The 13040-nt window shown below is 62.4% G+C and carries 10 protein-coding genes; 6 read left to right on the forward strand and 4 right to left on the reverse strand.

Annotated features, from left to right (window positions below; genetic code table 11):
* Positions 1 to 356 precede the first annotated feature (356 nt).
* A complete protein-coding gene (locus tag NGM29_RS05410; protein ID WP_254159415.1) occupies positions 357 to 842 on the forward strand; it encodes a HalX domain-containing protein in 486 nt (161 codons plus the stop codon).
* A gap of 160 nt (positions 843 to 1002) precedes the next feature.
* Positions 1003 to 1131: a DUF7503 family protein gene (locus NGM29_RS21135; RefSeq protein WP_256548183.1), complete on the forward strand. Its 129-nt coding sequence runs from the start codon at positions 1003 to 1005 to the stop codon at positions 1129 to 1131.
* Between the two features lie 3 nt (positions 1132 to 1134).
* On the opposite strand, the gene NGM29_RS05415 is transcribed toward NGM29_RS21135, so the two are convergent.
* The 3 genes from NGM29_RS05415 to NGM29_RS05425 all read right to left on the reverse strand — a co-directional run bounded on the left by NGM29_RS05415 (position 1135) and on the right by NGM29_RS05425 (position 4900).
* Entirely contained in the window at positions 1135 to 2997 is a 1863-nt protein-coding gene (locus tag NGM29_RS05415; RefSeq protein WP_254159416.1) for a hypothetical protein, read from the reverse strand.
* A gap of 283 nt (positions 2998 to 3280) precedes the next feature.
* A complete protein-coding gene (locus NGM29_RS05420; RefSeq protein ID WP_254159417.1) occupies positions 3281 to 4033 on the reverse strand; it encodes a DUF7504 family protein in 753 nt (250 codons plus the stop codon).
* 105 nt (positions 4034 to 4138) lie between these two features.
* Positions 4139 to 4900, reverse strand: coding sequence for a DUF5781 family protein (locus NGM29_RS05425; RefSeq protein WP_254159418.1), 762 nt, complete (start codon positions 4898 to 4900; stop codon positions 4139 to 4141).
* 196 nt (positions 4901 to 5096) lie between these two features.
* On the opposite strand from NGM29_RS05425, the gene NGM29_RS05430 reads away from it, so the two are divergent.
* A complete protein-coding gene (locus tag NGM29_RS05430; protein ID WP_254159419.1) occupies positions 5097 to 7283 on the forward strand; it encodes an elongation factor EF-2 in 2187 nt (728 codons plus the stop codon).
* A 74-nt stretch (positions 7284 to 7357) separates the two neighbouring features.
* Here NGM29_RS05430 and NGM29_RS05435 read toward each other — a convergent pair whose 3' ends face one another.
* Entirely contained in the window at positions 7358 to 8104 is a 747-nt protein-coding gene (locus NGM29_RS05435; protein WP_254159420.1) for a fumarylacetoacetate hydrolase family protein, read from the reverse strand.
* Between the two features lie 133 nt (positions 8105 to 8237).
* On the opposite strand from NGM29_RS05435, the gene NGM29_RS05440 reads away from it, so the two are divergent.
* The 3 genes from NGM29_RS05440 to rpl12p all read left to right on the forward strand — a co-directional run bounded on the left by NGM29_RS05440 (position 8238) and on the right by rpl12p (position 12319).
* Positions 8238 to 11306, forward strand: coding sequence for an FAD-binding and (Fe-S)-binding domain-containing protein (locus NGM29_RS05440; RefSeq protein WP_254159421.1), 3069 nt, complete (start codon positions 8238 to 8240; stop codon positions 11304 to 11306).
* 101 nt (positions 11307 to 11407) lie between these two features.
* Positions 11408 to 11809, forward strand: a complete 402-nt coding sequence (locus NGM29_RS05445) for a PPOX class F420-dependent oxidoreductase (protein WP_254159422.1) — start codon at positions 11408 to 11410, stop codon at positions 11807 to 11809.
* Positions 11810 to 12004: 195 nt separating this feature from the next.
* Positions 12005 to 12319, forward strand: a complete 315-nt coding sequence (rpl12p, locus tag NGM29_RS05450; RefSeq protein ID WP_254159423.1) for a 50S ribosomal protein P1 — start codon at positions 12005 to 12007, stop codon at positions 12317 to 12319.
* The last annotated feature ends 721 nt before the right edge of the window (positions 12320 to 13040 follow it).

Raw genomic sequence — 13040 nt, forward strand, 5'->3', positions numbered from 1 at the left:
ATTTCGGTTACCAACTGGTGATCGCTACCTACCGACTACTGACTGTCGAACCCGAGTCACCTCTCACGTCGAGCCAGCATCCTTCGAGCACGCTCGACGTTCGTTACCGTCATCCTCAAGTGCGGCCGCGAGAGTGACGTTGCTGGCCTAGACTGCATACGCTGAACGAGCCAGCCGCGACGGATAGCAACCTTCTCCGACCAGTTTGCTTGCACTTGCCTGCAAGGCGAGTCAGATTTATAGTCCTTGCACGTGGATTCTAAATACTAACTGTGTTGTCTATTACGTCACCTCGCGTCTTCGCCGTTCACCACGACATTTCTCAGGTCGTATCGGATGCTGACGCTCTCTCCGCGGTGTACGACGTTCGCCGCATCGACTTCGACCGATCAATCCTTGATCAGCTAGAGGCAGGCGACGACGTCATCCTCGTCGACTGGGAACTCGAGAGTCCGGACCCCAGAGGGGTTCTCGATGCGCTCAGCCAGAACGCGCCATCGACGCCTATTCTCGCAGTCGCGAGCGACGTCCCGACGGACGACCCCATCGACCGCGGCGCCGACGAGTATCTGGTGACGCCCGTCTCGGTCGAGAAACTGCGGTCGACGATCGACCGACTGGTTCTCCAGCACGCCTACGAGGAGGCGATGAGCGAGTACTTTCGACTCGCGACGGAGCGGGCGCTGCTCGAGAACGAACGCGAGGCGGGTGTCGACGTCGACGAGCGGCACGAGCAGGTACTGGCTGACTTAGACGAGTGGCGAGAGCGGGCGGATTCGATCAGAGGTGAGTTCTCGCGCGAGGGGTTCGACCGGGCGCTTCGTCGGTTACTCAGCGAATAACGATTATTCACCCCCGATTTTCTGGCTACCTCGTCGCAGTCCCCTTTTTCTATATCAGATCGATGTTTAACTATTTATACTATCAGATTTTCCCATGTATTCTGTGTTTGATTTCTTAAAATAAATTCATTACGTGTCGGTACCATGGATTGGATGTACTATGACGGAACTTAGCGACTACCTGAAGAACCACCCACGAATGATCGGCGTCCTGTTCACGGCAATGCTGTTGCTGTCCCAGGCGGGGACGGCCGTTGCTGGAAGCGGAACCTCGTACCACGGACCTTAATTCTTACAAATCGTTTACGCTGAGGTCGTTGCTCCAACAAAGTTTATTGTTAGTGATTACTGGCATTTCCTCTAGTTGAAGGTACTGACTCATCTCTTCTATCGTAATAGTAAACGGACCTATCATTCCTGGCATTAGGAAATAATCTTTAACTTGTTCAAGATATGGTGAGAAAATACTTCCTTTTCTTGAAACTGATGCAACATATGTTTCAAGACTAATATCATATCTACACCCATTTTTTTCCAAATGGCATACGTTTACATATCCTGTCTCAGATTGGGCAATCGTCGTTGTGCCATCTCCGACCAGTCGATACTGCTGTCCGACGAGACTCTTTTTTCGAGCGAGTTCGAGTGCCGCGTGAAGCGGATAGCCGCGATTGAGGAGTCGAGCAATTGCAGATCCAACGTTGATTGCACCACTATTAATCACGTCACCGAGCGTGACGATTCCGCCGATACTCCCTGCTTCGACGAGGTGCAGCCCCTGGTCGTGTGACTGGCAGGCGTTGAGCAAAAACGCTTTAGCACCGACGTGCTCAACCGCCGTTCCCGGTAACTTTCCGTCTGCACACTGAAATCCCCCTTCGTCGATATGTCCGATGTAATGGAGAAAGTCGCTGTCTCTAGAGAGTACTTCTTCGAGTTCGCCGCTCGTGAGATCGTAATACTCGGTGACCTGAAACGGGAGCTCCTCCCGGTCTCCGTAGATTCCATTTACTTCTTCCAGTTCCTTCCGCATCTCCGAATCATTACAGATGACTTCAATCTCGATGGGATCATCTCGTGGCTCCCGACCAATGTTGTGCTGAAATGCCGATAACGGAGTAGTGCTAGTGATCTGTGCAGACCTGTCGTGTCTCCACACCTGTTCGATAGTTGCTAACGCTTGTTGGTCGACGTGCTTCGAACTGGATGTGTGTTCTCGTCCTCGACTGGTGTCAGCGCTTCGGACAAAATCTCCTCTCGTGAATGATTTGATCGCCTCGATTTGCTCCTGTGGCTGGTTGACATCGTTTTGCTCGTTGTCTTTCACTCGGATGGCTGCGAGGCTATCGGAAATGAATGGAAGGAATTCGACCGAGTCGGCAGTCGGGTCGAGGTGTGCCTCGAGTCGCCACTCGGGGATGTGCGGTTCGAGTATCGAAAATGGCACGCCTAGATATGCCTCGAGTTGCTCAGCGAGTGGTTCATCGTATATATCGGCAAGATCGAACTCGAGTGTGGGTTCGACTGCCTTCCGTTCATGAAGCGGAACCGGAGTCGTTCCCTCCGTTCGAACGATACAATCCAGGAAGAACACCTGCTTCAGGACGCGTTCGACGGTCGCTTCGAATCCTGGATTGCGGTCGAGCGAGTATGAAAAACCAGATTTAGTTCGCAACCGCGGCGCTGACCCGGACGTTATCGATGCCCCGAGGTAGTAGGCGAGAGGTGTCACGATGAAGATGTTTCGGAGTTTCGGTGGCACTTCGATCAGGACGCCAGTATCCGGCTGCTCGAACTGTTCTGGAACGCGAAGTTCGTCGCCGAGTTGAAGTGCAGGCGGGTGTCCCCGAAGCGTCGGATACGAACGTTCGGGAGACTGTGTTTTTAGGGCTGAGCCAAACATCGATACCGCCGCCATCACGTCCGCTGGATCGCTGGTCGTCGTAATTGTCCCCGCAGGGCGCGTGTGATACGACCGGACGCCGACGTGGACCTCCGTCGAATCGTTCAGTGATATGTGCGTTCGATCGGAGTCGAAGTAGACGTGTATCGAACTATCGACGTTGATATACATCTTGAACGGTGTGGACAGTTCGAGCGTATAGGTACCCTCGTCGAGGAACGTCTGTGTTGTCGGCCCGTCGTCGTCGATCATTGCTCCCGTTTCGTCACGAATGTGGGGAAAGTCGTTCGTCGGAAGCGTGATCACATCTGCCTGAAATCTAACGGCTGCATCGACGGGGTATCGAATACAATCGGCGCTAACCGGCTTCGGCGACACCGACTCGTGGGTCGTTAATCGGTAGCGATGTCGCTCTATCCGATCGATAATCTCGAGCCCGCCATCGACTGCTTCGAATGTCGGCTTCATCTCAGTAGTCTCTGAAGTCGACCCCGTTCAGACTGGGACACCTGACCGGCGCCTTGATGCACCCCACTCACTGGGTCATCGGTACCCAGCCGGTGGAGAGGTCGCTCTCTGTGAGCGACCATCGCTCCTGGGCGACGCCGTTCCGTTCTCGAAGTTCGACGACGACATCGAACAGGGGGGTGATGATCGAGACGGTGCTCGCATCGTGTTCGATGGGGAGCTGGTAGTGGGCGATGCCGCCGGCCGCTCGAGTTCGTCCGTTGAGCAAGTGCAAACACTGGAACACGGCTTCCCTGCCGTACTCCTCGAGGAACGGCACGAGCGAGTCGACGCCGACGCGAAGCACGCCGGGTTCGAGGTCGCCGTCGCGTTCGAATCGTTCGATGGCGCTCGAGACGGCGACGCCGACGTCGCCGAGGGTTTCGGCGGTCGTCATCGGTGTCTCGGTGCCTGGTGTCGGAGGTGCTGATGGAGTCGCTCCCCCCGTCGTCTCTGCCGTCTCCGTCGTTTCCGTCGTTTCCGCCGCCTCCGCCGAGACGCTACGGGTCGTTCCCTGGTAACTGACGATTTCGACGGTCCCGGAACCTGCGTCGTCGACCAGACGCTCGATGTCAAACTCCGTGCCGGGCGTCGAAATCACGATGCGCTTTCGGTCTTCCTCGGGAGCCGTCCCGAGCAACCGGCGAGCGATTACCTGTCGCTGGTCGGCCGCTACGACACCGGTCACGAGGACGTTCGCCCCTCGTCGTTTCAACCGGGACAGTTCGTCGGCGAATGCGTGCTCCGTCGTCCCATCACGACAATCCTTCCCCGAAAGCATCAGTAGTATGTTCCGCACCTATGAAGTATCGAACATTAAACGTTTGGGTCGAGACGACATACCTCGAGCGGGAGGGACGACTAATTGGCAGTGTTCGGCAGTCGTTCAATCCGCCGCTCGAGTCCCCTCGCCGACGTACGATCGGGTGGTCTCGACGAGCACCTGTCGGTAGGTGCTCGGGTCGGGATCCTGGCTGAGTTCTCGGAATCGCCGTCGGAACGCTTCGAAGTCGATCTGGGGGGCGTCCATCGCCGCCGCGTGGGCGAGGTCGTACAGGCGGTGGTCGGCGTCGAGCAGGTCGTGTCGCTCGGCGAGTGCGAGCGCGAAGGCCGCGTTGACGGCGGTAATATCGGGATCGGCGGCGGGGGAGAGTCGTTCGACGCCAGGGCTCGAACCCGGCGGCGTCTCCGGCCGATCACGGAGGGCGGTCGCGAGCGAGGACTCGAGGAACGCCAGCAGCTTTTCTCCGGGGCCGACCGAGAGCGTGATGTCGTCGGCGTAGATGTCCTTCATGTGGTTGGCGATCTGGTAGCAGTGTGAGAGCTTGTACTGCTCGACGCGTTGTCCGGCCAGTGCGAGGTAGAGGACCTCTTCCGTCGACTGGACGTGAGAGGGGTGGTCCTGCTCGTGGCGGGCCATGTGGGCGAACTCGTGGAGCGCGAGTTCGCGCGCCATCGCCGAGGATGCGGCCTGTCTCGAGATGTTGAGCACGTGCCGGTCGTCCTGATGAGCGGCCCAGGTTCGCTCGTCGGGGTCGTCACGTAGGTGGACGTAGACGGGGAGTGAGAGGTCACACTCGGTTTCGAACAGGTCCTGGGCGCTGAGAAACGGGGCGGCAGGTCCCGGTCCCTGTATGCGCAAATCCATGTGTGTCCATAACAGGGGTCGGGCGCCTATGGCTCTTACGCCGGTGTTCATCGGCTGTGGATCGAGCACCGGTCGTTGGATGCGTGCTATTATCTCACGTAAACTGGTCAATTCGAGTCTCGAGGCGCTCTCCGGGCCCGTTCCCGCCGAGACGAAACAGCACCCTTTTGACCCCGCTACCGGTACAGGTGGGTATATGGGCCGACGCAAAAAGATCGTCCAAGAGTGTGAACGGCTGATGGACGAACCGGAGAACATCCGGAACATCGCCATCGCCGCTCACGTCGACCACGGAAAAACAACGCTCTCCGACAACCTCCTTGCGGGCGCCGGTATGATCTCTGATGAGACCGCTGGCCAGCAGCTCGCGATGGACACGGAGGAAGACGAGCAGGAACGTGGGATCACCATCGACGCAGCAAACGTCTCGATGACCCACGAATACGAGGACACCAACCACCTCATCAACCTCATCGACACGCCGGGACACGTCGACTTCGGTGGCGACGTCACCCGGGCGATGCGTGCCGTCGACGGTGCGCTCGTCGTCGTCGACGCCGTCGAGGGTGCCATGCCACAGACCGAAACGGTCCTGCGGCAGGCACTCCGCGAGGGCGTCAAGCCCGCGCTGTTCATCAACAAGGTCGACCGCCTGATCTCCGAACTGCAGGAAGGTCCCCAGGAGATGCAAGAGCGTCTCCTCTCGGTCATCCAGGACGTCAACGACCTCATCCGCGGCATGACCGAGGAGATGGACGACGTCGACGACTGGTCGGTCAGCGTCGAGGAAGGTACCGTCGGCTTCGGGTCCGCCCTCTACAAGTGGGGCGTCTCGATGCCGTCGATGCAGCGCACCGGCATGGACTTCGGCGACATCATGGCACTCGAGCGCAACGACGAGCGCCAGGAACTCCACGAGCGGACGCCGCTCTCGGACGTCGTGCTGGACATGGTCTGTGAGCACTTCCCGAACCCGGTCGACGCCCAGCCCCGTCGTATCCCCCGGATCTGGCGCGGCGACAGCGAGTCCGAACTCGCCGAGACGATGCGTTTCGTCGACGAGTCCGGCGAGGTCGTCTTCATGGTCACCGACATCTCCATGGACCCCCACGCCGGGGAGATTGCCTCCGGGCGCGTCTTCTCGGGCACCCTCGAGAAGGGCCAGGAGCTGTACGTATCGGGCACCGCAGGCAAGAACCGCGTCCAGTCCGTCGGCATCTACATGGGTGGCGAGCGCGAGGAAGTCGAGAACGTTCCCGCGGGGAACATTGCCGCAGTCACCGGCCTGCGCGACGCCATCGCCGGCTCGACCGTCTCGAGCATCGAGATGACGCCGTTCGAGTCCATCGAGCACATCTCCGAGCCCGTCATCACGAAGGCGGTCGAGGCGAAGACGATGGACGACCTCCCCAAGCTCATCGAGACCCTCCGTCAGGTCTCGAAGGAAGACCCCACGATCCAGATCACGATCAACGAGGACACCGGCGAGCACCTGATCTCCGGACAGGGTGAGCTTCACCTCGAGGTCATCACCCAGCGTATCGAGGCCAACCAGGGCATCCCGGTCAACACCGGCGAACCGATCGTCGTCTACCGCGAAGCCGTCCAGCGACCGAGCGACACGGTCGAGGGCATCTCGCCCAACCGCCACAACCGCTTTTACATCTCCGCCGAGCCGCTGACCCAGGACCTGATCGAGACGATCCAGCTCGGCGAAGCCTCGATGGACATGCCCGAACTCGAGCGCCGTGAAGCGCTCCAGGAGGCTGGCCTCGACAAGGACACCTCTCAGAACGTCGAGCACATCCACGGGACGAACATCCTCATCGACGACACGAAGGGTATCCAGCACCTGAACGAGACGATGGAACTCGTCATCGAAGGGCTCGAGGAAGCCCTCGACAACGGGCCGCTGGCTGCCGAGCCAGTCCAGGGAACCCTGATCCGGCTGCACGACGCGAAGCTCCACGAGGACACCATCCACCGCGGTCCGGCACAGGTCATCCCCGCCACGCGGGAGGCCGTCCACAAGTCGCTGATCGACGCCCACATCAAGCTGCTCGAGCCGATGCAGGACGTCCGGATCGACGTGCCCAACGAGCACATGGGCGCTGCCTCCGGTGAGATCCAGGGCCGCCGTGGCCAGGTCGACGACATGTACCAGGAGGGTGACCTCATGGTCGTCGAAGGCGTCGCACCGGTCGAGGAGATGATTGGGTTCTCGAGCGACATCCGTTCGGCCACCGAGGGCCGTGCGGCCTGGAACACCGAGAACGCCGGCTTCGACGTCATGGCCGACTCGCTCCAGCGCGAGACGATCATGGAGATCCGCGAGCGCAAGGGCATGAAGCTCGAGTTGCCGCCGTCGATCACCTACCTCTAATCGCTCGGTCTTGCCTTCTCTCGATTTTGCGTCCACCGAGCGGCGGCTCGGCCGAATTGGCCGTCCGAATTCGGCTAGTTCTCAACCGTGTTACGCAGCGTTCCGACGCCATCGTAGGTAATCTCGACGGTATCGCCCGGTTCGAGCACCCCCGGATTCGCCGGGCTGCCGAAGGCGACCACGTCGCCTGGACGGAGGGTGAATCGCTCGGAGAGGAAGGCGACAACTTCGAAGGGATCGAACAGCATCAACTCGGTGCTCGCCTCCTGGCGACGCTCTCCGGCGACGTCCGTCCGCATCTCGAGGCGCGTCGGGTCAACGTCGGTAACGAGCCACGGGCCCAGCGGTGCCGACCCGTCGAAGGCTTTGCGGGCGGTTCGACCCTGCTGGTCGAGGGCGTCGACGTCGTTCATGATCGTGTAGCCGCGGACGACCTCGGGGACCTGTTCGGGCTCGAGGTCCCGACAGCGTCGGTCGATCACTGCCGCTAGCTCGCCCGCGTAGGTCAGTTCGTCGGTGAACTCCGGGTAAGGGATGGGCTGCCCGTGTCCGAGCACGGAAGCGGGAGGCTTGATGAAGAAGTCCGGTTCGTCCGGGCGCTCGTAATTCATCTGCTCGAGCGTCTCGGCGTAGTTTCTCCCGACGCAGTAGAGCGTCGAGGGGTCACACGGCGGGAGGAGGCGGCCGTCCCGACCGACCTCGTAGGTGCCGTCGTCGGCGCGGAGGACGGCGCCGTCGTAGCCGTCTTCAGGGGTTGCGGTCCCGACCTCGAGCTGGCCCGAGACGGGCCCGTCAGGGGTCGATAGTCTCGCGAGTCGCATACGGAGGACTCTCGAGGCGAGCGACGTATGTCTGCTGGTCGATCCGGAAGTTGTCGGTGCCGACCCGCTGTGGGTCCTTCGTGAGAGACTCACTGGCACAGCATATTTGACCGCCCTCCGTGTACGAGGGGGCATGGCAGTTGAGGACGTTCCACCTGTGGCAGGCGACGTCGGATCGCACCTCGAGTCGACCGGCGGGGACCGCCCACCCGTCGAGGAGTACGCCGCTCTCGCCCAGGCGCTCGAGACGCGCCTCGAGGGCGAGGTCGCCTTCGACGAGTACGCGCAGTTGCTCTACGCCACCGACGGGAGCATCTACCAGGCCCGGCCGGCCGGCGTCGCCCACCCGACTGACGTCGACGACGTGCGTGCGGCCGTCGAAACGGCTGCCGAGTTCGACGTGCCGATCCTCCCCCGCGGAGCCGGGTCGTCGCTGGCCGGCCAGGCCGTCGGTCCGGGCTGCCTCGTCCTCGATTTCACCACGCACATGGATGACGTGCTCGAGGTCGACCCCGACGGCCGGCGGGCAGTCGTCCAGCCCGGGGTCGTGCAGGATCACCTCGACGCCCGTCTCGAGCCCCACGGCCTGAAGTTCGCGCCCGATCCGGCCTCTTCGAACCGGGCGACGATCGGCGGCGGCATCGGCAACAACTCGACGGGGGCGCACTCGGTTCGTTACGGGATCACCGACGCCTACGTCGAGGAGTGCGAGGTCGTCCTCGCCGACGGCTCGCTGCTCCACGCGCGGGAAGTCGTCCTGGACGGGCCCGAGTGGGACGAAATCGTCGCGAAGGACGACCGGGAAGCCCGCATCTACGAGACGGTTCGCGGCGTGGTCGAGGACCACGAGGCCGAAATCGAGGCGCGCTACCCCGACCTCAAACGGTCGGTCAGCGGCTACAACCTTCAGAAGGTGATCTACGAGACCGACGACGGCGAGCGAGCGATCAACCTCTCGAAACTGCTGGTGGGCGCCGAAGGTACCCTTGGAATCGTCGTCGAGGCGACCCTCTCGCTCGTGACCGTGCCCGAGGAGACGGCGCTAGTCGTGTACTCGTTTTCGGACCTGATCGACGCCCTCGCCGCCGTTCCCCGCGCGCTCGCCCACGCCGTCAGCGCCGTCGAGTTGATGGACGACGAGGTGTTCCGCCTCGCTCGGGAGTCGGAGGGCTACGCGACCTACGCCGAGGCCCTCCCCGAGGAGGCTGCTGCGGCGCTCATGCTCGAGTTCGACTCAGAGATAGTCGAGGACTTCGAGGACGCCATCGCAAAAACGACGGCGGAGTTCGTCGACGACGGCGACGCCTTCGACGCCGTCGAGGCCTACACCGACGACGCCCAGGGCGACCTCTGGAAGCTCCGAAAGGCGGCGATCCCGCTCCTTATGAGCATGGACGGCGACCCCAAGCCCTACCCGTTCATCGAGGACGCCTCCGTGCCGCCGGCCGAACTGGCCACCTACGTCCGGCGGTTCGAGGAGATCCTGCGAGACCACGGCACCTCGGCGGCGTACTTCGCCCACGCGGGCGCCGGTACCCTCCACATTCGCCCCATCCTGAACCTCAAGGAGGAGGACGGCGTCGAGACGATGCAGGCCATCACCGAGGACGTGACCGATCTCGTGCTCGAGCACGACGGCGCCTTCTCCGGGGAACACGGCGACGGGAAGGCCCGGACGGCGTTCACGCCCAAGATGTACGGCGAGGACCTGTGGGCGGCGTTCAAAGAGACGAAGACGGCCTTCGACCCTGAATGGCGCCTCCACCCCGGCAACGTCGTCTACCGCGACGGCCCTAACGACGTCGGCCCGGATACCGAGCGAGGCGTCGGCGCCGACATGCGTGAGAACCTGCGGTACGGGCCCGCCTACCGCTCGATCGAGCCACGGTCGACGCTCTCGTTCGACGACGAGGGCGGCTTCGCTCACCTCGTCGAACTGTGTAACGGCTGTGGTACCTGCCGCCAGACCGATAGCGACGTGATGTGCCCGACCTATCGCGCCTCCGGCGAGGAGATTCAGACGACGCGCGGGCGGGCGAACCTGCTCCGGGCAGCCATCTCCGGCGAACTTCCCCCGGAGGAACTGTACTCCGAACGGTTCCAGTCCGAGGTACTCGACCTCTGTGTCGGCTGTAAGGGCTGCTCGAGCGACTGCCCGACGGGCGTCGACCTGGCGAAGCTCAAGGCGGCGGTCAAACACCAGTACCACCAGGATCAGGGCGCGAGCCTGCGGACGAAGCTGTTCACGAACATCGACCGGCTGGCGGCCCTCGCGAGCGCCGTCGCGCCCGTCTCGAACCGCGTCCCCGACTTGCCTGGCGTTCGACCCGTGATGGAGCGAACCCTGGGAATCGCCCGCGACCGTCATCTACCATCGTTCGAACGGGAGACGTTCCACGACTGGTGGGACGAACGCGGCGGTCCCGCCGTTCCGGAATCCGACGCCGAGGCCGCCGTCGTCCTCTTCTCCGACACCTTCACAACTTACAGTGAACCTGGCCCCGGGAAAGCCGCGGTTCGCCTGCTCGAGGCCGCCGGCGTTCACGTTCGCGTTCCGACCGACCTCGCCCCCAGCGGCCGGGCGGCCTACTCGATGGGGCTGCTCGAGGAGGCCCGAAACCGGGCGAAACGCAACGTCCGCGCGCTGGCTCCCTACGCCGACCGCGGCTGGTCGGTCGTCTTCGTCGAGCCCTCCGACGCCGTGATGTTCCAGGACGAGTACCGCGACCTGCTCGCCGACGGTGCGAACGTCGACTCGCGGGCGCTCGAGGCCGTCTCGAGCGCGGCGTTCGGCGTCCTCGAGTACGTCGAACGGGCGGGCCTCGATCGGGAACTCGAGTTCGACGCACCAGGCGAGTCGCTGACCTACCATGGCCACTGCAACCAGAAGGCGCAGGGGACCGACCACCACGCCGTGGGCGTCCTTCGTCGGGCCGGCTACGCCGTCGACCCGCTGGACTCGACGTGCTGCGGGATGGCCGGGTCGTTCGGCTACGAGGCCGAGCACTACGATCTGTCGGTGGCCATCGGGAACCTGCTCGCCGACCAGGTCGAGGCGAGTCCAGGCGACCGCGTGACGGCCACCGGCACCTCCTGTCGGAGTCAACTCGTCCAGGTGCTCGCAGGCGAGGGCGAAGACGATGACGAGATGGAGCGCCCACCCCATCCCGTGGAACTGGTCGAGCAGGCGCGCCTCGAGTGACCGACTCGAGCGGTGGCCGAGTAGCTACTCCGACCGTTTGCCCGCCGCGGATTTGCGTAAGCGGGGACGCCCTCTTAGTGCCGGGCTGTCGAACGCCTTCTATGGCATCGATACCGACCGACTTCCACGACATGTTCGAGAAGCAAACGTTCGCCCACGTCGCCACCCTGCTCCCGGACGGGGCGCCCCACGTTACGCCGGTGTGGGTCGACTACGACGCCGACGCGGATCGCCTGCTGGTGAACACTGAACGCGACCGACGCAAGACGAAGAACGCTCGAAACGACTCGCGGATCGCGATCAGCATGACCGACCCGGACAACCCCTATCGGATGCTGTCGGTGACGGGCGAAGTCGACGAGGTCACGACGGACGGTGCGCGCGAGCACATCAACGAACTGGCCCAGCGATACATGGGCGAGGACGAGTATCCGAACCCGATTCAGTCCGAACGCGTCATCATCTCGATCAAACCCGAACACGTCAGCAGTTTCGAAGGGTAGCTCGTCGGATCGAGCGACGATCCTCTCGTGCCCTTCAGCACGGACGCAGTGTCCGATAACGTGTCTTTCACGTTCCGTGATCAACGGAGTGGCTATGTGGGTCGTTAACGTAGGTCGGTTGAACTCGAGACTCCGTGACGCCACTCACCGGGAGCACCCCTGTCACGTCGGGTCTCGAACACAGAGGTGATCACCATGGAATACATATACGCAGCTCTCATTCTGCACGAAGCCGATCGAGAGATTTCCGAAGAGAGCGTGACCGACGTTCTGGAGGCCGCCGGCGTCGACGTCGAGGAGTCTCGCGTCAAGGCGCTCGTCGCCGCGCTCGAGGACGTGGACGTCGCGGAAGCCGTTGCCGAGGCGGCCGTTGGCGCGCCGGCGTCCGCCGCCGCTACCGCCGAGACAGAAGAACCGGAGGAGGAGGCGGACGAGGAACCCGAAGAAGAAGAGCCCGAAGATGAGGACGAAGACGTGTCGGGCGAAGGGCTCGGGGAGCTGTTCGGGTAGTCCCGTCCGGACCAGGCCTCGAGACCCGCCCTGCGCTCCACGCATCGAGCATCGCCTCGAGACCCTACGTCTCGAACCCTCCTTCGACGTCGGGCCCCTCGTCGCCCCGTTCGACGTAGCCGTCGTCCAGCATCTCGGCGACGGTTCGCCCGAGGCCGTCTCGTGGTCGATGTCGAGGGCTTTGCGCCGCTCGGCCGACACTGACGAAGCTGAGTAGTCCACGGCGCTCGCGTCGCCGTCCCAGTAGAAACGAGTTGCTCGAGGAGGTCCGCCTCGAGCGCGAGTCGTAGTTCGTCGTCGGTCAGGTCGATGTTCCCCGCTCACTCGTTGAATCTCCTTCCAGGGCCGTCGCGGAGGAACGCCTCGAGTTCGTCGCGGCGAAATGCGTCGGGCCCACCGAGTGCGTTGACCTTTCATCGCGTGCTGCATTCGCACTTCACAGCTTGCATGGTCTGGGCGAACTACCGAGATGCTGTCAGTTTAGGCATACGAGTTACAGAGAGTCAAGGAGAAAGCCCACGACTTTAGTCGGGGGATGAATCCGACAACCCGAGACACAAACCACGAAAATTAAGTATTCTGATAGCTTACATTTGAGTAAGTCGGACTCGCGGCGAAAACTGGAGTTGGATTGGGGGTCTCCATCAACAAAAAGCAACCCTGCGCTGCGAACGGCTTGCTCTCCCGATAGGGAGGAAGGGCGATGGCACGTCCCGTGCGG

It is taken from the genome of Natronosalvus rutilus (assembly GCF_024204665.1).
Classification (GTDB): Archaea; Halobacteriota; Halobacteria; order Halobacteriales; family Natrialbaceae; genus Natronosalvus; species Natronosalvus rutilus.

What these genes read in the sequence shown, in the direction of transcription:
- rpl12p (WP_254159423.1), top strand. Translation starts at nt 12,005, where the DNA reads ATGGAATACATATACGCAGCTCTCATTCTGCACGAAGCCGATCGAGAG.
- NGM29_RS05430 (WP_254159419.1), top strand. Translation starts at nt 5,097, where the DNA reads ATGGGCCGACGCAAAAAGATCGTCCAAGAGTGTGAACGGCTGATGGAC.
- NGM29_RS05425 (WP_254159418.1), bottom strand. Translation starts at nt 4,900, where the DNA reads ATGGATTTGCGCATACAGGGACCGGGACCTGCCGCCCCGTTTCTCAGC.
- NGM29_RS05420 (WP_254159417.1), bottom strand. Translation starts at nt 4,033, where the DNA reads ATGCTTTCGGGGAAGGATTGTCGTGATGGGACGACGGAGCACGCATTC.
- NGM29_RS05415 (WP_254159416.1), bottom strand. Translation starts at nt 2,997, where the DNA reads ATGATCGACGACGACGGGCCGACAACACAGACGTTCCTCGACGAGGGT.
- NGM29_RS05435 (WP_254159420.1), bottom strand. Translation starts at nt 8,104, where the DNA reads ATGCGACTCGCGAGACTATCGACCCCTGACGGGCCCGTCTCGGGCCAG.
- NGM29_RS21135 (WP_256548183.1), top strand. Translation starts at nt 1,003, where the DNA reads ATGACGGAACTTAGCGACTACCTGAAGAACCACCCACGAATGATCGGC.
- NGM29_RS05445 (WP_254159422.1), top strand. Translation starts at nt 11,408, where the DNA reads ATGGCATCGATACCGACCGACTTCCACGACATGTTCGAGAAGCAAACG.
- NGM29_RS05440 (WP_254159421.1), top strand. Translation starts at nt 8,238, where the DNA reads ATGGCAGTTGAGGACGTTCCACCTGTGGCAGGCGACGTCGGATCGCAC.